This window comes from Streptomyces sp. NPDC051662 (assembly GCF_040681655.1).
GTDB lineage: Bacteria > Actinomycetota > Actinomycetes > Streptomycetales > Streptomycetaceae > Streptomyces.
This window is the reverse complement of the sequence record NZ_JBFAZD010000040.1, coordinates 1-25,681: the sequence shown is the minus strand read 5'-3', so window position 1 is coordinate 25,681 and position 25,681 is coordinate 1. Positions and strand designations below refer to the sequence as shown.

The 25,681-nt window shown below is 67.4% G+C and carries 21 protein-coding genes and 1 pseudogene; 13 read left to right on the top strand and 9 right to left on the bottom strand.

Translation table 11 applies throughout. The annotated features are described in order from the left end of the window. Positions 1–2 precede the first annotated feature (2 nt). From AB0M67_RS38145 to AB0M67_RS38130, 4 genes are all read left to right on the top strand, one after another. Complete coding sequence (locus tag AB0M67_RS38145; protein WP_365752341.1) at positions 3–1,715, top strand: hypothetical protein; 1,713 nt, start codon at positions 3–5, stop codon at positions 1,713–1,715. A 25-nt stretch (positions 1,716–1,740) separates the two neighbouring features. Further along, positions 1,741–3,051, top strand: coding sequence for a S8 family serine peptidase (locus AB0M67_RS38140; protein ID WP_365752340.1), 1,311 nt, complete (start codon positions 1,741–1,743; stop codon positions 3,049–3,051). 124 nt (positions 3,052–3,175) lie between these two features. Further along, entirely contained in the window at positions 3,176–3,535 is a 360-nt protein-coding gene (locus AB0M67_RS38135; RefSeq protein WP_365752338.1) for a WXG100 family type VII secretion target, read from the top strand. Positions 3,536–3,599: 64 nt separating this feature from the next. Then, positions 3,600–3,899 carry a WXG100 family type VII secretion target gene (locus AB0M67_RS38130; protein WP_365752335.1) on the top strand — a complete coding sequence of 100 codons (300 nt, stop codon included), beginning with the start codon at positions 3,600–3,602 and terminating at the stop codon, positions 3,897–3,899. 113 nt (positions 3,900–4,012) lie between these two features. On the opposite strand, the gene AB0M67_RS38125 is transcribed toward AB0M67_RS38130, so the two are convergent. The 7 genes and pseudogenes from AB0M67_RS38125 to eccCa form a co-directional block, all read right to left on the bottom strand. Next, positions 4,013–4,648, bottom strand: coding sequence for a hypothetical protein (locus AB0M67_RS38125; protein ID WP_365752333.1), 636 nt, complete (start codon positions 4,646–4,648; stop codon positions 4,013–4,015). A 90-nt stretch (positions 4,649–4,738) separates the two neighbouring features. Continuing rightward, on the bottom strand, positions 4,739–5,377 hold the full coding sequence (locus AB0M67_RS38120; protein WP_365752331.1) for a hypothetical protein: 639 nt from the start codon (positions 5,375–5,377) through the stop codon (positions 4,739–4,741). A gap of 240 nt (positions 5,378–5,617) precedes the next feature. After that, a complete protein-coding gene (locus AB0M67_RS38115; protein WP_365752329.1) occupies positions 5,618–6,241 on the bottom strand; it encodes a hypothetical protein in 624 nt (207 codons plus the stop codon). A gap of 13 nt (positions 6,242–6,254) precedes the next feature. Continuing rightward, positions 6,255–7,975, bottom strand: a pseudogene (locus AB0M67_RS38110) (hypothetical protein). A gap of 64 nt (positions 7,976–8,039) precedes the next feature. Beyond that, positions 8,040–8,534, bottom strand: a complete 495-nt coding sequence (locus tag AB0M67_RS38105; protein WP_365752327.1) for a hypothetical protein — start codon at positions 8,532–8,534, stop codon at positions 8,040–8,042. Positions 8,535–8,755: 221 nt separating this feature from the next. Further along, positions 8,756–8,989, bottom strand: a complete 234-nt coding sequence (locus tag AB0M67_RS38100) for a hypothetical protein (RefSeq protein WP_365752325.1) — start codon at positions 8,987–8,989, stop codon at positions 8,756–8,758. After that, positions 8,986–12,966: a type VII secretion protein EccCa gene (eccCa, locus tag AB0M67_RS38095; protein ID WP_365752323.1), complete on the bottom strand. Its 3,981-nt coding sequence runs from the start codon at positions 12,964–12,966 to the stop codon at positions 8,986–8,988. The genes AB0M67_RS38100 and eccCa overlap by 4 nt, the downstream gene beginning before the upstream one ends. A gap of 362 nt (positions 12,967–13,328) precedes the next feature. On the opposite strand from eccCa, the gene eccD reads away from it, so the two are divergent. The 6 genes from eccD (at position 13,329) to AB0M67_RS38065 (ending at position 20,474) form a co-directional block, all read left to right on the top strand. Next, positions 13,329–14,837, top strand: coding sequence for a type VII secretion integral membrane protein EccD (gene eccD, locus AB0M67_RS38090; protein WP_365752405.1), 1,509 nt, complete (start codon positions 13,329–13,331; stop codon positions 14,835–14,837). Between the two features lie 154 nt (positions 14,838–14,991). After that, complete coding sequence (rpsO, locus tag AB0M67_RS38085; RefSeq protein ID WP_030351649.1) at positions 14,992–15,282, top strand: 30S ribosomal protein S15; 291 nt, start codon at positions 14,992–14,994, stop codon at positions 15,280–15,282. A gap of 344 nt (positions 15,283–15,626) precedes the next feature. Continuing rightward, a complete protein-coding gene (locus AB0M67_RS38080; RefSeq protein ID WP_356511551.1) occupies positions 15,627–17,852 on the top strand; it encodes a polyribonucleotide nucleotidyltransferase in 2,226 nt (741 codons plus the stop codon). Further along, positions 17,849–19,225: a pitrilysin family protein gene (locus tag AB0M67_RS38075; protein WP_365752321.1), complete on the top strand. Its 1,377-nt coding sequence runs from the start codon at positions 17,849–17,851 to the stop codon at positions 19,223–19,225. The genes AB0M67_RS38080 and AB0M67_RS38075 overlap by 4 nt, the downstream gene beginning before the upstream one ends. Positions 19,226–19,264: 39 nt before the next feature. Beyond that, the gene (dapB, locus tag AB0M67_RS38070) at positions 19,265–20,017 is read left to right on the top strand and encodes a 4-hydroxy-tetrahydrodipicolinate reductase (protein WP_365752319.1); all 753 of its coding nucleotides are present in this window, start codon (positions 19,265–19,267) and stop codon (positions 20,015–20,017) included. Positions 20,018–20,021: 4 nt separating this feature from the next. Then, positions 20,022–20,474 carry a hypothetical protein gene (locus AB0M67_RS38065; RefSeq protein WP_365752317.1) on the top strand — a complete coding sequence of 151 codons (453 nt, stop codon included), beginning with the start codon at positions 20,022–20,024 and terminating at the stop codon, positions 20,472–20,474. Positions 20,475–20,579: 105 nt separating this feature from the next. Here AB0M67_RS38065 and AB0M67_RS38060 read toward each other — a convergent pair whose 3' ends face one another. Together AB0M67_RS38060 and AB0M67_RS38055 are read right to left on the bottom strand one after the other, a co-directional pair. Next, the gene (locus AB0M67_RS38060) at positions 20,580–21,125 is read right to left on the bottom strand and encodes a hypothetical protein (protein WP_365752315.1); all 546 of its coding nucleotides are present in this window, start codon (positions 21,123–21,125) and stop codon (positions 20,580–20,582) included. Between the two features lie 94 nt (positions 21,126–21,219). Then, complete coding sequence (locus AB0M67_RS38055) at positions 21,220–21,459, bottom strand: hypothetical protein (protein WP_365752313.1); 240 nt, start codon at positions 21,457–21,459, stop codon at positions 21,220–21,222. A 215-nt stretch (positions 21,460–21,674) separates the two neighbouring features. Between AB0M67_RS38055 and thyX the strand changes: the two genes are divergently transcribed. From thyX to AB0M67_RS38040, 3 genes are all read left to right on the top strand, one after another. Further along, positions 21,675–22,412, top strand: a complete 738-nt coding sequence (thyX, locus tag AB0M67_RS38050; protein ID WP_365752311.1) for an FAD-dependent thymidylate synthase — start codon at positions 21,675–21,677, stop codon at positions 22,410–22,412. 215 nt (positions 22,413–22,627) lie between these two features. Beyond that, a complete protein-coding gene (gene dapA, locus AB0M67_RS38045; protein ID WP_365752309.1) occupies positions 22,628–23,527 on the top strand; it encodes a 4-hydroxy-tetrahydrodipicolinate synthase in 900 nt (299 codons plus the stop codon). A 161-nt stretch (positions 23,528–23,688) separates the two neighbouring features. Continuing rightward, the gene (locus AB0M67_RS38040; RefSeq protein ID WP_365752307.1) at positions 23,689–25,374 is read left to right on the top strand and encodes a ribonuclease J; all 1,686 of its coding nucleotides are present in this window, start codon (positions 23,689–23,691) and stop codon (positions 25,372–25,374) included. Positions 25,375–25,681: the final 307 nt, after the last annotated feature.

The following is a 25,681-nucleotide window of genomic DNA, read 5'->3' as shown; positions in this document are numbered from 1 at the left end:
TGATGAGTGGCGAGAAGCAGCCAGAGCTGACCCCTGAGCAGCAGCAGGCGCAGGACTCCGCCCTGATCCAGGGCCAGTTCACCGCGACCGACACCTTCGAGCGCGTCGCGGCGGCGATGGAGGGCATCGGCTTCGGCTTCGGGGGCAGCGGCCCCGGCGGGTTCTTCGGGAAGACGAGCTTCGAGGGCGCCCAGCTCAACGCGATGATCGACCTGGTCGAGTCTTCGAACCCGGACGCTCTGGAAGACGCGGGCGACGCTCTGGTGGAGGCCAAGGCCGCCCTCAACAAGGCCGCGGAAGAACTGCGTGGGTACGTTGAGTCGGTCGAATGGAAAGGCGAGTCCGGCAACGAGTTCCGACGATTCGGGGGAGAGCTCGCGAACCACGCCTCGGCCCTGGCTACGTTCGCCAACGCGGCCGGTACGCAGATGAAGGTCGCGAGCACCGGCCTGGCCTCGGTGCGCAACTCCACGCCCCCGCGTGACGAACGGCCGTTCCCGAAGAAGGCCGAGGACTTCTCCCTGCCGGAGCGCACGGATGACAACCCGCAGTACGCCAAGGCCGTGCAGGTGGAGAAGGACCGCCAGGAGGCCATCAACCAGATGAACCGCCTGGCCTCGTTCTACGCGGTCTCCGAGGAGTCTTTGGCTGGGCACGAGCCGCCGAGGTTCCCCGGGATGCTGAAGGCGAATGTGCCGCGGCCCAGTAACCCGTTTGAGGATTCGGACTCAGCCACCACTGGGAGGAGTGCCGAGCCGCAGGGAAATACGGTGCAACAGCAGTTGTCGAGTCGCGCGGATCTGGAGAGTAAGAGCAGCGTTCCTCGGGCCGAAACCATCGGTGCCGTCGCCCCTGTTCCGGTTCCGGAGACGTCGATGCAGATCGACAGCGTCATGGCGCCTCCGCCCCCCACCACGAGCCCCAGCGCCACGCCTGTTACCCCTCCCACCGGGACGCCAAGCCCCAGCGGTGGTCCCCTCCCTCCCATGGCTCCCGGATTGGTCAACACCTCCCGGAGCGGTACGTCACGAGTGCCGGGTCCGACCGGAACGTCCAGAGCAGGCGGACCGCCTGTGGGGAGGGCGGGACAGCCAGGCGCCACTGGAGATCGCTCTGCGTCTGCCGGACGCCCCGCACCGACGACCGGGCGTCCCGGAGTGACGGGCGGTGGTCCCCCGGCCGGGCGCTCCGGCGGCCCTGGCCAGACCACTGCCGGTAGACCGGGCACGCCCGGCCAGCCCGCCGCGGGCCGAGCGGGTACGGGCGGGGGGACGGGCCCACGAGCAGGCCGTACGAGCGGCATCGTGGGCGGTACGCCTCAGCAGCGCCCCACCTCAGGTTCCTCGGGCTCACGCGTTCCGCGTGGAACCGTCATCGGTAACGGTGGGACGTCGGCGGGACGCCCTCCCGCCGGGCGAGTCGGTCAGCCGGGAGCCATCGGTGCGAATCCGAACGGAGCGTCCCGGCCGGGAGGCCGAGGCACGGCCAGTTCGAACGGTGTGGTGGGTACCCCGCGCGGAGGTTCTTCCGGTGCACGGCCCGGCGCGCGCGGTTTCACCCAGGGCGGCTCCGGACTCGTACGTGGTCCGGGCCGGAACCAGCCCAGGGACGAGGAGCAGGAGCGCACTGGATCAGAGCGTCCTGACTATCTGACGGAAGACGAAGAGACGTGGGCGGCTCGGCGGCGTGGTGCCGTCCCGCCGGTCATCGAATAAGCACAGGGAAGGTGCGGAAGTCAGGATGACGGCAGGAATGAGCCAGGCCCGGAAGCGCGGAGCCCCGAATGTGGTGCGGCGCGGGCTGTTCCGCGCGCTGGCTGTGGTCGGCGCGTGCACCTTGGGCATCGTCGGTATGGCTCCGGCCGCCATTGCCGCAGATGATGTGCGGTCGAAGCAGTGGTACTTGGACGCGATGAACGCTGAGGATATCTGGAAGTCCGCCACTGGGAAGGGCATCAAAGTCGCTGTTATCGACACGGGTGTCAACCCGTCCACGCCCTCGCTGAGAGGACAGGTTCTTGAGGGGTTCGATGCCTCAGAAACCGAGGGTGAAGCCACAGACGACTACAACGGTCATGGGACAACCATGGCCGAACTGATCGCCGGTACGGGAGAAGGCGGCGGCTTGCGCGGCCTGGCACCTGACGCGAAGATCATTCCCATGCGGATCACGAACACCGATCTTCAGAACAAGAAGAAGGTGAATGCCCAAGACTCCGAAGACGCTATCCGGGCCGCAGCAGACAGTGATGCGCAAATCATTAATATGTCGTTCGGTAGTGAATACGCCAATATGGGCGAGAGTGACGCGGTGAAGTACGCGCAAAGCAAAGGCAAGCTGTTCTTTGCTGGAGTGGGGAACAGTGCGAAGGAGGGCAACAAGAAGCAGTATCCGGCCAGCTATTCGCAGGTCGTGGGTGTTGCCGCGACAGACACTGATGGGAAAGTTGCCGACTACTCCCAGCACGGAGAATTTGTCGACATAGCTGCCCCGGGTAGTAACCTCCCCCGTTGGTGCGACGCAAACTTCAAGAGCTACTGTTTTGGTAGCAATGGAACCAGTGCTGCCACCGCGATCGCCTCCGCCTCCGCCGCCCTGATCTGGTCCGCCAATCCTGATTGGACCGCGAACCAGGTCCTCCGCGTCATGTTCGAGTCCGCCGGCCGGAGCGAGGACTCGAAGCCGGGCACGGTCAGCAACTACGTCGGTCACGGCATCGTGCGTCCCGGCGCGCACATCAACCGTGGCGTGGGCAAGCCCGGCGACCCGAACCTCAGCCCTCTGACCAATGAGCGGACGCCCGGCTCTCCCGGCGCGCCCGGCTCGTCCGAGTCCTCCGCCTCCGCTGGCTCCTCCGCGCCTTCCGAGTCGGCCTCGGAGCCGGCCGCAGGGGCTTCGGAGGCCCCCGAAGGTGACAAGGCCGTCGCCGCGGGCGCAAGCAAGAGCACAGAGGACGACAGCCAGTTGGGCCTGATCCTCGGCGGGGCCGCGGTCGTCGTGGTCCTCGCGGGCGGAGCCTTCTTCTTCCTCCGCAAGCGCCGCACCGTCTGACCGTACAAGCCGTACACCGTACGACCCGCACATACCTCCACCGCCCCGGCACCACCCGCCGTCGAGGCCCACGCACGGCCCGGGGAGACACACACCCACCGGGATCTTCGAGAAAGGAAGACCAATGGCAGTCCAGAAGGTCAATGGCGTTGCCCTCAAGTCGCTTCAAGGCGAGCTCACCAACAGCTTTGACGACGTCAAGGGGCAGCTGCACGCGCTGCAGGCGACGATCGACAGCCTCGAAGGCGCCTGGCGCGGTATCGGCGCCGGCGCGTTCAACGCCAAGCAGACGCAGATCAACAACAACATGGTCGGCATCGGCAAGCTGCTGCTCAAGTTCCAGGAAGCGATCGAGGCGGCTCGTACGATCGCCGGCAACACCGAAGACGAGGTCGAGGCGGCCCTGAAGGGCATCGACGTGGCCGATGGTTACTCGGGCGACGCCGGCGCCGAGGCGCGGACCTCGAACCTCAGCAAGTTCTGATTCCTGATGGCCGTTCCGCGAATTCGGCCATCGCACCACACCCAGGCAGTAGTTGGAGGACACCATGGCACATGACGACGGCACGATGATCGTCACTTACGCTTCACTTGAGGCCGCCGCCGGCGACATCAAGAAGCAGGCGGACAAGCTCGACCAGAGCCTCAAGGCCATCCAGGCGAAGATCAAGTCGGTGTCCGAGCTGTGGGAAGGCGAGGCCCGGGAGGCGTACAACGTCGCCCAGGCCGACTGGGACCGTAGGGCCACCGAGATCCACACCAGCCTTCTGAAGATCTCGTCGGCGGTCCGCGAGGCGGCCCCCGCCTACCAGAGCGGTGACAAGAGGTCCGCCGCGAACTTCCAGTAGCCAGGCAGCCGGTAGGCGGTAGCCGGTTACCAGCGGTCATCACAGGCCAGGGTGGGCACGCACGGGAGGTGCCCACCCTGGCCTGTACGCGTACAGCCGTCCCATGCCGAAGCTCAGGCGCCGAGCTTGGCCGCCGGCGTCTTGCCGTCCTGCGCTTCCTGCGCGCGTACGGCGAACACGGACGCGAGGTCCTTGACGAGCCCGGCGTCGATTCCCGTCTCCCGGGAGGCGTCGAGACTCGCCCACAGCACTACGGTGCCGACTCTCACCTGCGCGATCGCGCGTCTGTCCCCTTGGTAGCCGCTGATCCCCTGCTCGGCGTCGCGCTGTTCGCCGAGGCTGCCGAGGTCGAGAATCTTGGCCTCGCCCAGGCCCTTCTTCGACCAGTCCCAGTGGAGGTCGTAAGCGGATTCGGCGGACTTCTCGTCCTGATAGGCAATGGCCCAGAAGCCGACCTGCATCTCCTCCGCCCCCTTGAACCGGGCGGTGCCCATGAAACGGGCGCCTTTACAGGCCTCCTGCCCCTTCTTGGGGCACAGGGACCCTCGCAGAGTCTGCTCCTTCATGGACCCCGAGGCCCGCGGACTGACGGTCTCCCAGCCCGGTACCGCCTTCGCGTCGGGGACGGCCAGCTCTATCTGCTGCTCGCTGAGTGCCGAGGCATCCCCTCCGCCTCCGCCGCCCCCGCCGCACCCCGCTATCAGCGCCAGCACCGCGCTGGTGCCCGCCACGGCGAACGGCCAGGACATGAATCGGCCTCGTTCTCCGACACGCTTCAAAGTGACCCTCGTTCGTGTTGATCTGACAGAGATTGCTCCGTGGAATTCGGCGCCGCCGCCCTACTTCTGTGTCTCCTGAGCGCGTTCCGAGAAGGTGGTGGCGAACTCCGTGATCAAGGTGTCAGCCATCTCCATCTTGGGAGCGGCTTGTCCCGTGACCAGCAAGATGACGGTGCCGACGCGCACTTGAGCGATGATCCCCTTCGACCCTTCGTCCATCGCCGCGTTCAGTCCCTGCACCGCGTCGCGGCGTTCGCCGATCGCACCGAGGTTCAGCTTCCTCGCCTCGGGAGCCCTCTCCTTCCATGCCTCCCATACCGATTCGTACGCCGATTCAGCGGACGCGGTGTCCTTGTACGCGTAGGCGAGGAACGACACAACGGGTTTCCTGTCGGCCAGGAAGGCCGAAGCACCGGAGAATTGGACGTTGTCGCAGGACTTCCCTTCCTCTCCGACACATCGCGTCACACCCTTTGACAGGGCTTCCTTAAGGGGATACGCCGCGGGAGCAAGCGAAACTCGCCATCCGGGCATAGCCTCCGCGTCCGGCAGTATCGCCTGAGTCTCCTGCGCGTTGAGGGGTTTGCCGTCGCTCCCTCCCGCCTCCGAATCCGAGTTCCCGCCGCAGCCCGCGAGGAGGACCAGGGCAACACAAGCGGTGGCGGCACGGCTGCCTCGACTGTCGGTCAGTTTTGACATAGGGGTGCCTTCCGGTTGATGTGAATGGCTTGGATCGAGGGGGTCGAGCCGCGTGGGACAGCCTGGTCGGCAATCAGTCGAGCCGCACAGGTAGACGGACGCCGAGTGAGGGGCGCCGTCGACCCGTACCGTCGCGTAGACTTCTTCGACATGACAGCCACGCGATTATTCTTCTATTTGACGTCACGGCAAAGCCGCAGGTCAGCCCAGAGCGAAAGCCCGTGACCTGCGGCTGGACCGCTATTCAGGGAGCCCGGAAGGGAGGTTGCACTTCGCCTTCTCATGGGAGTAGCGCGCTGCCTCGATAGTGAGGCCCTTGAGGCCTTGACGTACTTCCGCCTCGCTGGAAGCCTCTTTCTGCTTCAGATCAACGACGACGCTGAGGCTGTACTCGCCGCCCGGAATGGTTCCCGCTTTGGCGCAAGGCACCTGAACCGCAGCCTTGTTGTTCGCCGTGATGAAGCCCGCGGAACCTGCTTCGAAGCTCTCGCGATCCGATCCGCTCTTCTCGTCCAGAGCGTAGTCCGCCCAACTTTCGGCAGGCTCGGTGAGCAACATTTCTGTTTTTGCGCTCAGGAGCGTTTTCTCATCTCCGTAGGCGAAGCAGGCGGCTGTGAAACTGGAGCCTTCCTGTGCCACGTTCTTGCCGGTCACAGTGTCCTCGAAGGAATACTCTGATTCGCTCGGCAATGTCGCTTCGAGCGCTGACACCGCTTTCGCCGGGTTGCCGAGGGACTCGCAGATGTCGCTTGCTTTTATTTCGCCGCGTTTCTCGAACGGAGGCAGCCCGAGCAGGTAGAACATGCCGGTTGCCAAGCCGATTACGACCAGCGCCGCGACCGGGATGAGGAACTTCTTCGACATGACAAACATGCGATTATTTCTCTTTCTCCAGTTCCCGGGGTTTTCCTTCACCTTCGAACGCATCGCCGATGTTTGTCTTGGCGTTGTTGAAACCTTCCTCTGCGGCAGCAGCGGCAGCGGAAACAATGGCCGGTGACGGATTCTTTGCGTTCTCTCCTGCCTTCTCGGCAGCCGATTCGATAAGTGTGTAGGTGGAATCCCGTGTGGCGCTCAGTTCCTGGCCGTTACGGTAGATGACTTCGTCGGAACTGTCCTTCATCGATCCCTCGGTGAGGGCGCCAAGAATTTCATCCGTCGCGGTGCCTGCCAGTCCGCCTGCCACGATGCCGCCAGTGAGCGGGAGTGTCCAGAGTCGGCAGCTCGCCCGCCGGGTGCCCCGTCGTGGCCGCTTCCAGGGCCAGCGCCAGGTTGTTCCGGCCCGAGATGCTGTCCTCGCCGTCCTTGTCCCGGTCCGGCGGCCAGTCCCGCTCCTCGAAGAGGTAGTCGAAGTTACTGAGACTCCGCTTGGCCATTTTTCCGTCGTCGTCTTTGTCCTGCTCGAAGTCGTGGTCCTCCTCCTTCGACAGGAACGGGTCATTGAAGAAGTCCGTCGCGGCGTCGGGGCTGTTCGACAGCGCCTTCAGAAAGCCGACCATGGGGTCCGAGCCGGAGTCCTCGCCGGTGCGGTTCAGGATCGGACCCACTAGTTCTGGGTTCCAGATCGAAGCCCCGTGGCGGCCGTTGCTCGTGGCCGCCTTCTCGGTCTCCATGAGTTCGGTGCCGTAGCTCTTGAGGAACTGGTCGTCGAAGTTGCCCAGCGCATCAGGTTGCTCATGACCTGGAAGCCCTGGACGGTGCTGTTCTTGTTAATGGGCTGGCTTCCGAGATCCGTCATCTCCCACTTCCACCGCTGCATTTCAGGCGTGTCCGCCTGAGTCGCGGTGGCGAGCGTCAGACTGAGGTTCTTCTGTAGATCGTCGAGCTCTTCACGCCGAGCGAAGTACACGTCCCTGTTCTTGTGGGGATCAGCGATGCCCGCCCAGAACTCAAGTGTCCCCTTGGGGCCGAGCTGCTCGGCGAAACGCTCGGCGAAGAGTTCGTCGCCCGAGTACTTCTTCAGGCCCGCGTTGAGCGCGTCGAACTCCTTGACCGTCAGGTCTTCCGGATTCTTCTTCGCGATACGGGCCAGGTTCTCCGCTTCCTTGATCGCGTTGGCGGCCGCATCGCGATCGGCGTACTTCTGACCCGAGAATCCGTAGTCGGTGAGATCGACGAGCGCCTTGAGCGACGTGGACGCCGTGCTGTCTATCTCCGTCGCTGTTCTGAGGATTCCCTCAAGCTCGTCCCGCAGGGCGTCGACGTCCTTCTGGCCGTTCGCGGGTGCCGGGTCGGGATTCGGGGTGACGGTGAAGCCGCTGCCCGTCGGCTTGACGGACATGTGGTTGCCCCGACCGCGCTCGATGGCTTCCTTGAGCAGCCGCTGCTGGGTCTTCAACTCACCCTGGGTGTCGCGGAGGATGTTGCGGATGGACTCGGCCTGGGGTGGGCGTCGCCGAACTCTCCGGCGGTCTTGCCGATGAATTCGCGGGAGACCGTGGCGTTGTAGCCGGCCCAGTTGGCCTTGTTGGCTTTGCCGTGCAGACCGTCCTTCGCGTCCTTCTTGAGGTCGGCCAGCTTGCCGAGCATCTTCGTCCAGTCGTCGACCACGTCGTCGAGCAGTTTGAAGTTGGCAGAATGAAGGGCTTCGAAATCCATGTGTTTCTCCCCGTTGTCCCTCTAGTCCCTCTGGTCTTTCCAGTCCCGCTGAGTCCGCCCAGCCCTACTCGTCCTTCTTCTTGTTCTCGCCGTAGACCTCGTTCTTCTTGCCCGGATCCGCCCACGGCTCGTCGAAGCCGGCGTCGAGGGTGGCGATGCTGCTCACATGGCGCTCGATAAAGATCTCGTCGCCCTGATGCGCCTTGTCCGTGAAGTCCATGTGGTTCGAAATGAGCGCGCAAGCGTCCATGAGCGAGTTGAGCTGCCGGTCCCAGCGCACCGATATATGACTCAGAGCACCGCCGAGCTCGAACCCCTGGCCTTTCAGATCAGCCGCGGCGGTATCGGTGCTGGTGACCCGCGCTTCCTCCCACAGCCGGTTGTACAGCTTGAACGACTCGTCACCGATCGCCGCCAAGTCCTTCTGCGTCACCTCAAGATCGCCGGTCGCCTTGCCGGCGTTGGGCCGGTCCTCCTCCGGGATCCCGTTGAGCCGCATCTTCGTCGGCTGGTTGGCTGCCGCCGAGGACTTGAGCTGTTCCCACTCGTCCCATGCCATCCGTACATCTCCCCGTGTTCACTGCTGAATCGCCGCATGCTCGGTTCGCGCCATGCCCGGATCACCCCGCCGGTCGATCAAGCTTTCAAGCCATCAAGCCACTCAACCCATCAACGCGCCCGCGTTCACCCGTGAGTACCGGCCGCACGGATGTCCGCACGAAAGCTCCGCGCACGCCTCACGCACGCCTCACGCCCGCCCCACGCACGCGCCACGAGAGCTCACGACGCCATCCCCGCCAGCCGGAACATCTCCACCGCCTGCCACCCGAGGAACAGCGCCACCCCGATCAGCGCCAGCTTCCGCCCCCGGATCAGCCCGTCCGACGGCTCGTGCGCCTCCGGGTTCTCGAAGCGTCTCGCCTGGAACCGCCACCACACCTTGCGCTGGTCCATGAACGCCAGACCCAGGAACAGCACCGCGAAGAAGGCCGCGAAGACCCCCGCCCCGATCACCGCTCCTCCTGCGAGGGCATCAGCCCGGTCTGCACCAGCGGGTTTCCGCGGCGCCGCGAGACGAAGATTCCCCGGCCAACCGGCATCGGGCGCATCCTGACGTTGCCGAGCACGTCACCTTCCTGCGGGTCGCCGGAGAGCAGCACGCCCTGCGCGCCCAGTTCCGTCATCCGCTGCATGAACGGCTCGTACGCGGCCCTGCTCGCGCCCGCCGCGTTGCGGGCGATGATGAAGCGGACGCCCACGTCGCGCGCGAAGGGGAGCAGTTCCGTCAGTTTCGCCAGGGGGTTGCCGCTCGACGTGGAGACCAGGTCGTAGTCGTCGACGACCACGTACACGTCCGGGCCGCGCCACCAGCTGCGGTCCCGCAGCTGCTGTGCGGTGACATCAGCCGACGGTGTACGGCGCCGCATCAGATCGACCAGCGCGTCCACATGGTGCTCCATGTTGTTGGACATGGGGACGTACTCCGCCAGGTGTGTGGCCGGGGTGGCGTCCAGCAGCGCACGGCGGTTGTCGATCACGAAGAGCTTGCACGAGTCGCCGTCGTACCGCTCGGTCAGCTGCTTGATGAGCAGCCGCAGGATGTTCGTCTTGCCGGCCTCGCTCTCGCCGAACACCAGGAAGAACGGGTCCTGTTCGAAGTTGACGAAGACCGGTTCCAGGTTGTTCTCGTCGATGGCGAAGGCCACCCCGCGCTCCGGGTGGGCGAAGCCCGCCGGAAGGTCCGCCATCGGCAGTTCGCGCGGCAGCAGGCGTACGGCCGGGGCGCCCGGTGCGGTCCAGTGCCGGGAGACCTCCTGGGTCATCGCGGCCGTGGCCTCGGACAGATCGCTGTCGGAGTTGATCCCGTCGATCCTCGGGACCGCCGCCATGAAGTGCAGCTTCTCCGGTGTCAGACCACGCCCCGGCACCCCGGTGGGGACATTGACCGCGGACTTGCGGTCCAGCTCGGAGTCCATCGTGTCACCGAGCCGCAGCTCCAGGCGGTTCATCAGATGGTCCTTGAGATTCGCCCGGACCTCCATCGAGCGCGAGGCCGTGAGGATCACATGGATGCCATAGCCGAGCCCGCGCGCCGCGATGTCGAGGACGGCCTGCTCCAGGCCCTCGTAGTCCGAACGGAAGTTGCCCCAGCCGTCGATGACCAGGAACACATCACCCCACGGCTGGTCCGTCGGCGAGATGTCGCCACGCGCCCGTAGCCTGCGGTACGTGGCGATGGAGTCGATGCCCGCGCCGCGGAAGTACTCCTCGCGCCGCGACAGGATCCCGTACACCTCGGCGACCGCACGCCGTACCCGCTCCGGGTCGAGGCGCGACGCGACCCCGCCGACATGCGGCAGGCCCGCGATCGAGGACATACCGCCACCACCGAAGTCGAGTCCGTAGAACTGGACCTCCTGCGGCGTATGGGTCAGCGCGAACGCCGAGATGATCGTCCGCAGCAGCGTCGACTTGCCCGACTGGGGACCACCGACGATCTGCATATGGCCCGCGGCCCCGGAGAAGTCCCGGTAGAGCGTGTCGCGGCGCTGCTCGTACGGCTTGTCGACCACACCGAGCGGTACGACGAGACGGCCCGCGCCCTCGAACCCGGGCTGTGTCAGCCCGCGTCCCTCCACCCCGGCGAGTCCCGGCAGCAGTTCGTCCAGCGCCGGCGGGTTGTCCAGCGGCGGCAGCCACACCTGGTGGGCCTCCGCGCCCCGGCCTTCCAGCCGCCGCACGATCACATCGAGTACGGAGTCGGCCAGCGCGTCGTCCTCACCCGAACGCGCCTCGGGCACATCGGGCCGGGCGGTGCTCGGCTCGACGTACCGTACGGGCACCGGAGCCGCCGTGAACGCCACGGGCCTGCGGTCCACCGGGAGCGGCCCACCGGGGGCCACCGCCCGCTGCTGGTTCGTGCGGTACACCCCGGAGACATAGGCGGCCTTGAACCGCACCATCTCGTCCGTACCGAACTTCAGATAACCGGAGCCGGGCACATTGGGCAGCTGGTAGGCGTCGGGCACACCCAGCGCCGCACGGGACTCGGCCGCGGAGAACGTCCGCAGACCGATCCGGTACGACAGATACGTCTCCAGACCGCGCAGCCGCCCCTCCTCCAACCGCTGCGAGGCCAGCAGCAGATGAACGCCCAGCGACCGCCCGATGCGTCCGATCTGCACGAACATCTCGATGAAGTCCGGCATGGCGGTGAGGAGTTCGCTGAACTCGTCGATGACCAGCACGAGGGAGGGGATGGGCTGGAGCGGCGCGCCCGCGGCCCGTGCCTTCTCGTAGTCGTGGATGTTGGCGTAGTTGCCCGCGTCGCGCAGCATCTCCTGGCGGCGGTTGAGCTCACCGCGGATGGAGTCGCCCATCCGGTCGACCAGCGTCAGGTCGTCCGCGAGGTTGGTGATCACCGCGGCGACATGCGGCATCTGCGACATCCCGGCGAAGGTCGCGCCGCCCTTGAAGTCCGCGAGGACGAAGTTGAGGGTCTCGGAGGAGTGCGTGACGGCCAGGCCCAGTACGAGCGTACGCAGCAGCTCGGACTTGCCGGAGCCGGTCGCGCCCACGCACAGGCCGTGCGGACCCATGCCCTCCTGCGCGGCCTCCTTCAGGTCCAGCATCACGGGTGTGCCGTCCTCGCCGACACCGATCGGGACCCGCAGCCGCTCGGCCTGTGACCGAGGCCGCCAGGTGCGGGTGACATCGACGGACGCCGCGTCGCCCAGATTCAGCAGATCGGTGAAGTCGAGGTTGGCGAGCAGCGGTTCGTCGTCGTCCCCGCCCGAGGCCACCGTGAGCGGCGCCAGCTGACGGGCGAGCGCCTCGGCCGCCTCGGCGCTCAGCTGGTCGGGTGCCCCGTCGTACACCAGGCCGTGCCCGGACTCCAGTTGCAGCGAGTCGGGGTGTACGACCACGGACAGCCCGCCGCGCGCGCCGGTGACCTCGCCGGGCACGACCTCGATGACCGTCACACCCTGGAGGCCCTCCGCCGCGGCGAGCGCCGACATGGCGGGCACCGACTGGCCGTCGAGTACGACGACGACGTGCGGCTGGTCGAGCAGCGGCTGACCGCCGGGCTGGAAGCGCGGACGGCCCTCCAGACGGCCCGCGAGCAGCTCTTCCAACTCCCGTGCGTCGGTGGTGATCAGACGCCTGCTGCCCGCGCCGTCCGTGCTGCCCGGAAGCTGCACATGCGGAAGCCACTTCGCCCACTCCCACCGCGGTGCCGCCTCACGCCCGGCGGCGACGGCGATGACCAGGTCGTCGGGGGAGTGCAGGGAGGCGAGCGAGCAGACGACGGCGCGGGCCGTGGAGCGTACGCACTCCGGCTCACCGCTGACCGTCAGATGGTAGAAGGCACGCAGCGAGACGGCCATCGGCAGCCCGCCCAGCGTGCTGTGCGCCGTCAGGAACTGCTGCATCGCCCCCGCGGTGAGCGGCTCCAGATCGTCCACCGGCGCCGTCTCGGGCGCGATGAGCGGGGTCGCGAGCTGCTGGTTGCCCAGGCCGATACGTACCTGCCCGAAGTCGACGTCACCCACCCGCCGTTCCCACACCCGGCTGCCCTCGGCGACCAGCGCCCACAGCTGCTCCGGCGACGGATGGAGGTAGTACTGCGCGTCACGCTGGAGGCGCGCGGTGCGCAGTACCGCACGCCGGGTCTGTGTCAGGTACTTGAGATAGTCGCGCCGCATGTCGGCGAGCTGGCCCTGGGTGCCCCGCCGGTAACGGACCAGCATCGCGATGGCCATGGCGACCGTCGACGCGATCATCACCATGCCCATGATCCGCATGATCGGGTTCGGGGTCATGAAGAAGAAGACGACCGAACCGCCCATGCCCAGCATCGGCAGCAGCTGCATCAGCGCGCCCTCCTGCTGTCCTCGCGGCAGCTCGGGCGGAGGTTGCACTTGCACCTGCTCGCCGGGTACTTCGGCAGGCAGGACCCGTGGTGGGCGCTTGACGACGATCTGGCTCACAGCTCACCAATTCCCTTGCCGGACGGAATGTTTCCTATCGGCGCCCCCGTGGCGACGGGTTCCATCCGCGGTCAGGGATCCTACTTGCGTGGCGGACGGAGGCTTGGCGGTAGGGTGGCGCGACGTGTTTGCGCACCCGTGAACTACTGCAAAAAACAGGGTGATTCGGGTCGTAGTGCGAGGCCCGGTACCAGCACGCGGCCCACGTTCCACACGATCCACTCACAGGATCCGCGCATCGGATTCACGTACCGGATCCACGCGTGCGGACCATGGAGCACGATCCATGGACGTGATCCAGGTACGCGAGCCATCACGGGTACACGATCCATCAGAACCACAAGGGGGAGCAGCAGGTGAGTATGACGGCCCAGACGGCCCAAGCGGCGGCCGCAGGAACCGGTCACCCCGGTCCCGCGGCCCCGGCCGGCGGCGGGACCGGCTTCTGCCGGATCACGGTCGTCGCGCCGGACGGACGCGTCGATGTGGCACTGCCCGAGGACATCCCCGTCGCCGATCTCTATCCGGAGATCCTCAGGCTGTCGGGACAGAGCCCCGCGGAGGGCGCCCCGGTCGGGTACCACCTGGTGCGCCGGGACGGCACCGTACTCGACAGCGCGCGCTCCCTGGCGGCCCAGCGCATCCTCGACGGCGAACTGCTCTCGATGCGGCCCTTCGCCGAATCCCTGCCGCCGGCGGTCTTCGACGATGTCTCCGACGCCGTCGCCACCGCCGTGGCCCGCGACCGCACGCTCTGGACCGACGGTCTGATGCGCGGCGCCGGGCTCTTCGGCGGCTCGGTCCTGCTGGTCCTGCTCTCCTTCGTGCTGTGGACCGCCGACCCCCGGCACGACATGCACGGCCTGCCCGGCATCCTCGCCGCCGTCACGGCCGTCCTGCTGCTCGCGCTCGCCGGCGTACGGGCGCGGGTCTACGACGACCGGGGCTCGTCCATCGCCCTGGGCATCGGATCACTGGCGAACGCGGGCGTCGCCGGCTCCGGGCTGCTCTCCCTCGCTCAGGGCCAGGGCACCGGCAGGCTGCAGTTCCTGCTCGCCTGCGCGGCCGTGCTCGTCGCCGCGGTGATCCTGATGATCGTCACCCCGAGCGGGGACGGTGCCTTCGTCGCGTTCGTGTTCGCCGCCGCCGTCGGCCTGCTGGTGACCTTCGTCGCGATCATGACCGACATGACCCCCGTCGAGACCGCCGCGGTCTGCGCCCCGCTCGCCGTGGGGGCCCTGGCGTTCCTGCCCGGCCTCTCCACCCGCTTCGCCCGGCTCCCCATCGGCTTCGAGCCGCCCCGTTCGTCCGTCGGCGACTACGGCGCCGACCCCGTACCCCAGGGCCCGGTCGACGCCGAACGCATCGCGGCCCAGGCCCGCCGTGGTCATGAACTGCTGGTCGGACTGGTCGGCGGCTGCGCTCTGGTGGCCGTGGGCGCCACCGCGGTGCTCGGCTTCTCCGACAATGTGTGGGGACAGCTGCTCGCACTCGCCACCGGCATCGCCATGCTGATGCGCGCCCATCTCTTCCGCTACACCGCCCAGGTCGGCTGCGCCCTGGCCGCGGGCCTCGGCGCCCTGGCGCTGCTGGTGCTGGGGCTCTGCCTCAACCCGCCGTCGAATCTGATGTACGAGGCCCTGCGCGGTGACGGCACGGCGCTCGACATCCGTACGGTCTGGCTCACCACCGCGGTCGCGGCCGTCGCCGCCCTGATCACCGCCATCGGTCTGATCGTGCCGAGCAAGGGGGTGACCCCCTTCTGGGGGCGCTTCCTGGAGATCGCGGAGGCCTTCGTCCTGCTGACGCTCGTACCGCTCTGTCTGGCGGTCTTCGACGTCTACCACTCCATCCGGGCGCTGACCTCCTGAACGGGCTGGTACGCTACGTAGCGGCCGTTTGTGTACGCGTTCCGGGACCGTCCGGAACAGCGCCCAACGGATCCCCGCCTCCCGAGTAACGGAAGCTCCCCAGAGAATTCGACCTGGGGCACTCGGTGGCCATGAAGACCCACGAGGAGTACGCGTGTCGCTCGACGCCGCTACGAAGAAGCAGATCATGACCGAGTTCGGCACCAAGGAAGGTGACACCGGCTCCCCCGAGGTCCAGGTCGCCATGCTGTCGCGCCGGATCTCGGACCTGACCGAGCACCTCAAGACCCACAAGCACGACCACCACTCCCGTCGTGGTCTGCTCATCCTGGTCGGTCAGCGCCGTCGGCTGCTGCAGTACCTGGCCAAGAAGGACATCCAGCGCTTCCGTACGCTGGTCGACCGCCTCGGCATCCGCCGCGGTGCGGCCGGCGGTGCCAAGTAAGACACCGTGAAGGGAGCGGTTCCCACTTCCAGGGGGCCGCTCCTTTCGCGTATGTGCGTACGTACGGATGGGGCGACCGCCCCCGTACCGGGCCCACGAGCGCCCCGCCCGGGACAACCGGAATGTCATCCTGCGGCGAAGCTCAGTAATCTGGTCGCACGAGCACAACTGAAGAGGAGGAGCGAACTCCGCCGCCGCCGGTCCTCGGTAGTGGCTCCCGGACGGATCGCGGCCCATGCCGCGGCCCCGGGTGCTTCGATCGAAGACCGGCCCGCACCAAGGAGCGCTTCTCCGCCACGTCCCCTGCCACACGGGCACCGGACGAACACGAGGAGAAAGCACTAGTGGAGAACGAGACCCACTACGCCGAGGCCGTTATCGACAACGGAACCTTCGGCACCCGCACCATCCGCTTCGAGACGGGACGGCTGGCCAAGCAGGCCGCCGGCTCCGCCGTGGCGTACCTGGACGACGACACCATGGTGCTGTCGGCCACCACCGCTTCCAAGAAGCCCAAGGACCAGCTCGACTTCTTCCCCCTGACGGTGGACGTCGAGGAGCGGATGTACGCGGCCGGCAAGATCCCCGGCTCCTTCTTCCGCCGGGAAGGCCGGCCGTCCGAGGACGCGATCCTCACCTGCCGCCTGATCGACCGCCCGCTGCGCCCCTCCTTCAGGAAGGGCCTGCGCAACGAGATCCAGATCGTCGAGACGATCATGGCGCTCAACCCCGACCACCTGTACGACGTGGTCGCCATCAACGCCGCCTCCTGCTCCACGCAGCTGGCCGGCCTGCCCTTCTCCGGCCCGATCGGCGGCACCCGTGTCGCCCTGATCAAGGGCCAGTGGGTCGCCTTCCCGACCCACACCGAGCTGGAGGACGCCGTCTTCGACATGGTCGTCGCCGGCCGTGTGCTGGACGACGGCGATGTCGCGATCATGATGGTCGAGGCGGAGGCCACCGAGAAGACCATCCAGCTCGTCAAGGACGGCGCCGAGGCTCCCACCGAGGAGATCGTCGCCGCCGGTCTGGAAGCCGCGAAGCCCTTCATCAAGGCGCTGTGCAAGGCCCAGTCCGACCTCGCCGCCAAGGCCGCCAAGCCCACCGGTGAGTTCCCGGTCTTCCTCGACTACCAGGACGATGTCCTGGAGGCGCTGACCGCCGCCGTCAAGAGCGAGCTGTCCCAGGCGCTCACCATCGCCGGCAAGCAGGACCGCGAGGCCGAGCTCGACCGCGTCAAGGAGCTCGCCGCCGAGAAGCTGCTTCCGCAGTTCGAGGGCCGCGAGAAGGAGATCTCCGGCGCCTACCGCGCGCTGACCAAGTCCCTGGTGCGCGAGCGCGTCATCAAGGACAAGGTCCGTATCGACGGCCGCGGTGTCACGGACATCCGTACGCTCGCCGCCGAGGTCGAGGCCATCCCGCGCGTACACGGCTCGGCGCTCTTCGAGCGTGGCGAGACCCAGATCCTGGGCGTCACCACCCTCAACATGCTCCGCATGGAGCAGCAGCTGGACACCCTCTCGCCGGTGACCCGCAAGCGCTACATGCACAACTACAACTTCCCGCCCTACTCCGTCGGTGAGACCGGCCGCGTCGGCTCCCCGAAGCGCCGCGAGATCGGCCATGGCGCGCTCGCCGAGCGCGCCATCGTGCCGGTGCTGCCGACGCGCGAGGAGTTCCCGTACGCGATCCGCCAGGTCTCCGAGGCGCTGGGCTCCAACGGCTCGACGTCCATGGGCTCGGTCTGCGCCTCCACCATGTCGCTGCTGAACGCCGGTGTGCCGCTCAAGGCTCCCGTCGCCGGTATCGCCATGGGCCTGATCTCGCAGGAGATCGACGGCAAGACGCACTACGTCGCCCTCACCGACATCCTCGGTGCGGAGGACGCCTACGGCGACATGGACTTCAAGGTCGCCGGTACGAAGACGTTCGTCACCGCGCTCCAGCTCGACACCAAGCTCGACGGCATCCCCGCCTCGGTCCTGGCCGCCGCGCTGAAGCAGGCCCGCGACGCCCGCCTCCACATCCTCGATGTGATGAACGAGGCCATCGACGTCCCGGACGAGATGTCCCCGAACGCCCCGCGGATCATCACCGTCAAGATCCCCGTGGACAAGATCGGCGAGGTCATCGGCCCCAAGGGCAAGATGATCAACCAGATCCAGGAGGACACCGGCGCCGACATCACGATCGAGGACGACGGCACGATCTACATCGGTGCCGCCGACGGACCGGCCGCCGAGGCCGCCCGCGCCACGATCAACGGCATCGCCAACCCGACCATGCCGGAGGTCGGCGAGCGCTACCTGGGCACGGTCGTCAAGACGACCACCTTCGGCGCGTTCGTGTCGCTGCTCCCGGGCAAGGACGGTCTGCTGCACATCTCGCAGATCCGCAAGCTCGCCGGCGGCAAGCGCGTGGAGAACGTCGAGGACGTCCTCGGCGTGGGCCAGAAGGTCCAGGTCGAGATCGCCGAGATCGACCAGCGCGGCAAGCTCTCCCTGATCCCCGTCATCGAGGGTGAAGAGGCCGGAGAGTCCGAAGAGGCGAAGGACGAAGCCGCGAAGTGACAGCCAGCACCAGGACGACGGCCCGCACCTCCTCGGAGGCGCGGGCCGTCGCCCGTACCCAAACTCTGCTCAAGGGCGAGAACGGGATCGGTACGGTCCGCCGTACGACCCTCCCCGGCGGCTTGCGCGTCGTCACCGAAACCCTCCCGTCGGTACGCTCCGCGACCTTCGGGATCTGGGTGCAGGTCGGCTCCCGCGACGAGACCCCGGCGCTCAACGGCGCCACGCACTATCTGGAGCACCTCCTCTTCAAGGGCACGAGCCGGCGCAGCGCCCTCGACATCTCCTCCGCCATCGACGCGGTCGGCGGCGAGATGAACGCCTTCACGGCGAAGGAGTACACCTGCTACTACGCGCGGGTCCTCGACACCGATCTGCCGCTGGCCATCGATGTCGTCTGCGACATGCTCACCGGCTCGCTCATCGAGGCCACCGACGTCGACGCCGAGCGCGGGGTGATCCTCGAAGAGATCGCCATGACCGAGGACGACCCGGGCGACTGCGTACACGACCTGTTCGCGAAGACCATGTTCGGCGACTCCCCCCTCGGCCGGCCGGTGCTCGGCACCGTCGACACCATCAACGACCTCGACCGTGACCGGATCGCGCGCTTCTACAAGAAGCACTACGACCCGACACGTCTCATCGTTGCCGCCGCGGGCAACATCGACCACGCCACGGTGGTACGACAGGTCCGCAAGGCGTTCGAGAAGGCCGGCGCCCTGTCCCGTACGGACGCCGAGCCCCTGGCGCCCCGCGACGGCAGCCGCTCCGTGCGCACCGCGGGCCGGGTCGACCTGCTGAACCGCAAGACCGAGCAGGCCCATGTGGTCCTCGGCATGCCGGGCCTGGCACGCACCGACGAGCGCCGCTGGGCGCTCGGCGTCCTGAACACCGCCCTCGGCGGCGGAATGAGCTCACGGCTCTTCCAGGAGGTACGGGAGAAGCGCGGGCTCGCCTACAGCGTCTACTCGTACACCTCGGGCTTCGCCGACTGCGGGCTCTTCGGGGTCTACGCGGGCTGCCGGCCCAGCCAGGTCCACGACGTCCTGAAGATCTGCCGCGACGAGCTCGACCGGGCCGCCGAGGAAGGGCTCAGCGACGAGGAGATCGGCCGCGCCATCGGCCAGCTCTCCGGCTCCACCGTCCTCGGTCTGGAGGACACCGGAGCACTGATGAACCGGATCGGCAAGAGCGAGCTGTGCTGGGGCGCCCAGATGTCCGTGGACGACATGCTGGGGCGGATATCCGCCGTCACCCCCGACGACGTACGCGCGGTCGCCCGCGACGTACTGGGACACCGTCCCTCGCTGTCCGTCATCGGACCTCTCAAGGACAAGCAGGCGGACCGCCTCGACGACGTGGTCTCCTGACCGACCGGGCCGCACCCCGACGCTGAAGGAAGCAGAGCAATGAGCAAGCTGCGCGTGGCCGTTCTCGGAGCCAGGGGCCGTATCGGCGCCGAGGCGGTACGGGCCGTCGAGGCCGCCGACGACCTGGAACTGGTCGGGGCCCTCGGCCGGGGCGACAAGCTGGAGACCCTGGTGGAGAGCCGCGCCCAGGTCGCGGTGGAGCTCACCACCCCGGCGTCGGTGATGGGCAACCTCGACTTCTGTGTACGTCATGGAATCCACGCGGTCGTCGGCACCACGGGCTGGACCGACGAGCGGCTCGCGCAGCTGAACACCTCGCTGGCCGCCTCCCCGGAGACCGGCGTGCTGATCGCGCCGAACTTCTCCATCGGCGCGGTCCTCACCATGAAGTTCTCCGAGACGGCGGCCCGCTACTTCGAGTCGGTCGAGATCGTCGAGCTGCACCATCCGAACAAGGTCGACGCGCCCTCCGGCACCGCCGTCCGTACGGCCCAGCTGATCGCCGCGGCCCGCGCGGCGGCGGGCAGCGCCCCCCAGCCCGACGCCACGGTCACGGCGCTGGACGGCGCGCGCGGCGCCGATGTCGACGGGGTGCCGGTGCACTCCGTACGGCTCCGCGGCCTCCTCGCCCACCAGGAGGTCATCCTCGGCGGCGAGGGCGAGACCCTCACCGTCCGGCACGACTCCCTGCACCACAGCAGCTTCATGCCGGGCATCCTGCTCGGTGTACGGCGCGTGGTCTCCGCCCCCGGCCTCACCTTCGGCCTCGAACACTTCCTCGACCTGAGCTGATCCCATGCGTGCGAAGATCACCTACTGCGTCACGGCCGCCGTTCTGGTCGTCTACTTCGTCCTCGTCGGCAGCCGGGGAGTGCTGCTGATCGAGCAGGGCACGGCGCTCACCATCACCTTCGGTGTCGCCGTGCTGGTCCTGCCGCTCATCGGTATCTGGTTCCTCTGGAAGAACACCCAGTTCGTCGCCCGGGCCAACCGGCTCGCGGCGGAGCTGGACGCCGAGGGCGGCCTGCCGGTCGACACACTGGTCCGTACGGCCGGGGGCCGGATCGACCGGGACTCCGCGGACGCCGTCTTCGCCGAGCGCCGCGCCGAGACCGAGGACTCGCCCGACGACTGGCGCTGCTGGTTCCGGCTCGCGATCGCCTACCACGACGCCCGGGACACCCCCCGCGCCCGCAAGGCCATGCAGCGGGCCATCGCACTCCGGGACGGCAAACCCGTACGGGTCTGACCCTGGACGAGTCAGCAGTCCACCACGGGCGCGCACACGGCAGAGCGGGGCCCGGCCTGTCATGGCCGGACCCCGCTCGAACCGCTCTCCGCCCGTACGGCGGCGTCAGACGTCGCGGTACTCGTCGCCCCAGGCCTCTACCGTGTCGGCAGCCCGATCGAACGCCTCACCACGCGACAGAAAGTCCGCGTTGTGGTCGGTGAGCAGCTGAATCGGCTCACCCTGGCGGCGTGCGACGAGGAGCGCCTGCCCCTGTACGGTGCGCGGCAGCCCGAGCCAGCGCACCGGCTGCTGGACGGTGCGTACGGCCGTGATCTGGTTCCAGGGCACGGTCTTCGTCAGCAGCAGTCCCACCCGGCGTACGCCGTGCCGACTGACCCACGCGCCCATGCGAAGCAGGCGCAGCGCGACGGCGATCCCCACCGCCGCGACGACCAAACACACGGTCGCGCCGGACAGCGCGCCCGCGAACGCGATGATCATCGCCGCGAGAAGGACGAACGAGGCGAGCAGTAGAAGCAGCGCCGCCGCCACCACGCGCCAGGGGCCTGGGCGGTATGGACGCCGCCAATGATCATGATTGTCGAAGGGCAGGGCGACGTCATCGGTCGCGTCAAAAGCCCGGTCGGCCGTCAAGAAGGGCAGGGGCACGACTGATCCTCACTCACAAGCACGCTCGATTGCTATGCCCGGTGAGGCTACCGATCACCGACCCGACCGGACCACCCCAGGGGGTCCGGACGAGTCAGCGGCCCTGTGACGCCTCGGACTGCTGCGTATGCCCGGACGACTGATTCGTTTCCAGGGACGGCAGCCCGAAGAGCAGCGCGCCGGTGAATCCGGCGGCGACGGTCAGCCCGATCAGCGTACGGCTGACGAGCTCGGAGGTGGCGGCCCGCTGTTTGGGCGGGGGCGTGACGTTACTGCGGAAGCTGTCGGCCTCGGCGACGAATGCGAACGGGACGGCCTCTCGCCGGCGGAACATGGGGGGACTCTCCTTGCGATCTTGTGATGGAACGACGCTGGTGTGTCGGCTGCTACTCAGCCTCTGATCAGTGAGACGAACAACCGCGCCATTCGGTGCCCGAATTCCCCGAATTGACCAATGAACGTCGTGGAAGGTCGGCCCGTCCATCGCTGTCAGTGGCGCGCCGTAGAGTGGGCGCCGCCCGTGCGATGCGAATGGAAGGACCCCCGCCGGTGAGCGACACCCCCACCGAGACCAAACCGAGCTTCCGCAGCGATGTCACCGTCGAGCTGGTCAAGCACGCCGCCGGAGACTCCGATGTGCTGTGGGCCGCGCGCGTCTCGACCGCCGGCGAGCAGTCCCTGGAAGAGCTCTCGAAGGACCCCGAGCGGTCGAAGGGACTCATCAATTTCCTGATGCGGGACCGCCATGGCAGCCCCTTCGAGCACAACTCGATGACCTTCTTCATCAGCGCCCCGATCTTCGTCTTCCGCGAGTTCATGCGGCACCGCGTGGGCTGGTCGTACAACGAGGAATCCGGCCGCTACCGCGAGCTCCAGCCGGTCTTCTACGTGCCCGACGCGTCGCGCAAGCTCGTCCAGGAGGGCCGTCCGGGGAAGTACGTGTTCGTCGACGGCACCGACGAGCAGCGGGAGCTGACCAGCCGCGTCATGGAGGACTCCTACGTACGGGCGTACGAGGCGTACCAGGAGATGCTGGCGGCGGGGGTGGCCCGCGAGGTGGCCCGCGCCGTGCTGCCCGTCGGGCTCTTCTCGTCGATGTACGCCACCTGCAACGCACGCTCGCTGATGCACTTCCTCGGCCTGCGCACCCAGCACGAACAGGCGAAGACCCCGTCTTTCCCCCAGCGGGAGATCGAGATGGTCGGAGAGCGGATGGAGCAGCACTGGGCGAAGCTCATGCCGCTCACCCACGCGGCCTTCAACGCGAACGGCCGGGTCGCGCCCTAGACGAGTAAGTCCGAAGTGGCGTCGTCCGGCGTGTCCGGAGCACAGATGTACGGTCGGCCGAGTGAAGTGTCCGGATTGCGGCGTTTCGAGAAGTTCATCTAGGCTGATCAAACGGACCCGGCACTGCTTGAACCCCCGAGCAGGCAGTGCCGGGCTCCTCTTGTCCCGTCCCCCAAAGGGACACGGTGAGCTGAGCAGCGAGTAGCGTGTTACCCATGGCTCCGATCTCCACTCCGCAGACCCCCTTCGGGCGGGTCCTCACCGCGATGGTCACGCCCTTCACGGCGGACGGCGCAATCGACCTCGACGGTGCCCAGCGGCTCGCCCTCCATCTCGTGGACGCGGGCAACGACGGGCTGGTCCTGAACGGCACCACCGGTGAGTCGCCGACCACCAGTGACGCGGAGAAAGAGCAGCTGGTACGGGCCGTCCTGGAGGCCGTCGGAGATCGGGCCCACATCGTCGCCGGCGTCGGCACGAACGACACCCGGCACAGCCTGGAGCTGGCCCGCACGGCCGAACGAGCCGGAGCGCACGGACTGCTCGCGGTGACCCCGTACTACAACAAGCCGCCGCAGGAGGGCCTGTTCCGGCACTTCTCCGCCATCGCGGACGCGACAGAGCTGCCGGTCATGCTCTACGACATCCCGGGCCGCAGCGGTGTCCCCATCGACACCGAGACGATCGTCAGGCTCGCCCAGCACCCGCGCATCGTCGCCAACAAGGACGCCAAGGGTGACCTCGGCCGCGCCAGCTGGGCCATCGCCCAGTCCGGCCTGGCCTGGTACTCGGGCGACGACATGCTCAACCTCCCGCTGCTCTCCGTCGGCGCGGTCGGCTTCGTCTCCGTGGTCGGCCATGTGGTCACGCCGGAGCTGCGCGAACTCCTCGACGCCCACCTCACCGGTGACGTTCAGAAGGCCACCGAGATCCATCAGAAGCTGCTGCCGGTCTTCACCGGCATGTTCCGTACCCAGGGCGTCATCACCACCAAGGCCGCCCTCACCCTGCAGAAGCTGCCGGCCGGACCGCTGCGCCTCCCGCTCGTCGAGCTGTCGGACCATGAAACCGCTCAGCTCAAGATCGATCTGGCCGCCGGCGGGGTACAGCTCTGATCACAGACTTCACAACTGAATACGCGAAGACATGATCGATCGATACAAACCGACATGTCGGTCCACACCGGCATCGGTCCACACAGACAACAGCAAGTGCACGAATGTCATGCGCGCCACGTGCCCCCGCGGCACGTGGCGCGTGTGGTGAGGAGAGTCTTTTGAGTCATCCGCATCCTGAACTCGGCGCGCCGCCGAAGCTTCCCAAGAACGGCCTGCGTGTCACCCCGCTCGGAGGTCTGGGCGAGATCGGCCGCAACATGACGGTCTTCGAGTACAACGGCCGTCTGCTCATCGTCGACTGCGGCGTCCTCTTCCCCGAGGAGGAGCAGCCCGGTATCGACCTGATCCTGCCGGACTTCACCACCATCCGGGACCGTCTCGACGACATCGACGGGGTCGTGCTCACGCACGGCCATGAAGACCACATCGGCGGTGTCCCGTTCCTGCTCCGGCTGAAGCCGGACATCCCGCTGATCGGCTCCAAGCTGACCCTCGCGCTGATCGAGGCGAAGCTCCAGGAGCACCGCATCCGCCCGTACACCCTTGAGGTCACCGAGGGGCACCGCGAGCGGATCGGCCCGTTCGACTGCGAGTTCGTCGCGGTCAACCACTCCATCCCGGACGCCCTGGCCGTCGCCATCCGCACACCCGCGGGCATGGCGGTGCACACCGGCGACTTCAAGATGGACCAGCTCCCGCTGGACCGCAGGCTCACCGACCTGCCCACCTTCGCCAAGCTCGGCGAGGAGGGCATCGACCTCCTGCTCTCGGACTCCACCAACGCGGAGGTCCCGGGCTTCGTCCCGCCCGAGCGCGACATCTCGAACGTCCTGCGACAGGTCTTCGGGAGCGCGCAGAAGCGGATCATCGTGGCGAGCTTCGCCAGCCACGTCCACCGCATCCAGCAAATCCTCGACGCCGCCGACGAGTACGGGCGCAGGGTCGCCTTCGTCGGCCGCTCGATGGTCCGCAACATGGGTATCGCCCGCGACCTGGGCTATCTCAGGGTCCCGGCCGGTCTGGTCGTCGACGTCAAGACACTTGACGACCTTCCCGACCACGAGGTCGTCCTGGTCTGCACGGGCTCCCAGGGCGAGCCGATGGCCGCGCTCTCGCGCATGGCCAACCGCGATCACCAGATCCGGATCGTCCAGGGCGACACGGTCATCCTGGCGTCGTCCCTCATCCCGGGCAACGAGAACGCGGTCTACCGCGTGATCAACGGCCTGACCCGATGGGGCGCGAACGTCATCCACAAGGGCAATGCCAAGGTCCATGTCTCGGGCCATGCCTCGGCCGGCGAGCTCCTGTACTTCTACAACATCTGCAAGCCCAAGAACCTGATGCCGGTCCACGGCGAATGGCGCCATCTGCGCGCCAACGCCGAGCTGGGCGCGCTGACCGGGGTCCCCAAGGACCACATCGTCATCGCGGAGGACGGCGTGGTGGTCGACCTGGTCGACGGCAGGGCCAGGATCGTGGGCAAGGTCCAGGCCGGCTATGTGTACGTGGACGGCCTGTCGGTCGGCGATGTCACCGAGACCTCCCTCAAGGACCGCCGCATCCTCGGCGACGAGGGCATCATCTCGGTCTTCGTGGTGGTCGACTCCACCACGGGCAAGGTCGTCGGCGGCCCGCACTTCCAGGCCCGCGGCTCGGGTATCGAGGACACCGCGTTCTCCGCCGTACTGCCCAAGGTCGAAGAGGCCATCGGCAAGGCGGCCTCGGACGGCGTCGCCGAACCGCACCAACTCCAGCAGCTCGTGCGCCGCACGGTGGGCAAGTGGGTCTCGGACACGTACCGCAGGCGCCCGATGATCCTGCCCGTGGTGGTCGAGGTCTGACGTAACCGGCGTATCTGACGCACCGTCCGATGCGCCACCTGGAGCGGGGGGTCTCGATTTGCTTCGAGGCCCCCCGCTCCAGTACGTTTACGGCTCCACCTCAACGGGAACCCGGGTAAATCATATGCCTGGAGCTTCCGAGGCGGGTGGGAATCCGACTCGAATCACTCTGGTAAAGTCGGAATCGCTGGAAAGGGAAACGCGAAAGCGAAGAACTGGAAGGCGGCCCCGCTCCGACGGGGAATCGGACACGAAAGAGTCTGATAGAGTCGGAAACGCAAGACCGAAGGGAAAAGCCCGGAGGAAA

Excerpts from the sequence above, each read along its gene's own strand:
- AB0M67_RS38145 (WP_365752341.1), top strand. The coding sequence starts at position 3 with ATGAGTGGCGAGAAGCAGCCAGAGCTGACCCCTGAGCAGCAGCAGGCG.
- AB0M67_RS38140 (WP_365752340.1), top strand. The coding sequence starts at position 1,741 with ATGACGGCAGGAATGAGCCAGGCCCGGAAGCGCGGAGCCCCGAATGTG.
- AB0M67_RS38135 (WP_365752338.1), top strand. The coding sequence starts at position 3,176 with ATGGCAGTCCAGAAGGTCAATGGCGTTGCCCTCAAGTCGCTTCAAGGC.
- AB0M67_RS38130 (WP_365752335.1), top strand. The coding sequence starts at position 3,600 with ATGGCACATGACGACGGCACGATGATCGTCACTTACGCTTCACTTGAG.
- AB0M67_RS38125 (WP_365752333.1), bottom strand. The coding sequence starts at position 4,648 with ATGTCCTGGCCGTTCGCCGTGGCGGGCACCAGCGCGGTGCTGGCGCTG.
- AB0M67_RS38120 (WP_365752331.1), bottom strand. The coding sequence starts at position 5,377 with ATGTCAAAACTGACCGACAGTCGAGGCAGCCGTGCCGCCACCGCTTGT.
- AB0M67_RS38115 (WP_365752329.1), bottom strand. The coding sequence starts at position 6,241 with ATGTCGAAGAAGTTCCTCATCCCGGTCGCGGCGCTGGTCGTAATCGGC.
- AB0M67_RS38105 (WP_365752327.1), bottom strand. The coding sequence starts at position 8,534 with ATGGCATGGGACGAGTGGGAACAGCTCAAGTCCTCGGCGGCAGCCAAC.
- eccD (WP_365752405.1), top strand. The coding sequence starts at position 13,329 with ATGACGGCCCAGACGGCCCAAGCGGCGGCCGCAGGAACCGGTCACCCC.
- dapB (WP_365752319.1), top strand. The coding sequence starts at position 19,265 with ATGAGCAAGCTGCGCGTGGCCGTTCTCGGAGCCAGGGGCCGTATCGGC.
- AB0M67_RS38065 (WP_365752317.1), top strand. The coding sequence starts at position 20,022 with ATGCGTGCGAAGATCACCTACTGCGTCACGGCCGCCGTTCTGGTCGTC.
- AB0M67_RS38055 (WP_365752313.1), bottom strand. The coding sequence starts at position 21,459 with ATGTTCCGCCGGCGAGAGGCCGTCCCGTTCGCATTCGTCGCCGAGGCC.
- dapA (WP_365752309.1), top strand. The coding sequence starts at position 22,628 with ATGGCTCCGATCTCCACTCCGCAGACCCCCTTCGGGCGGGTCCTCACC.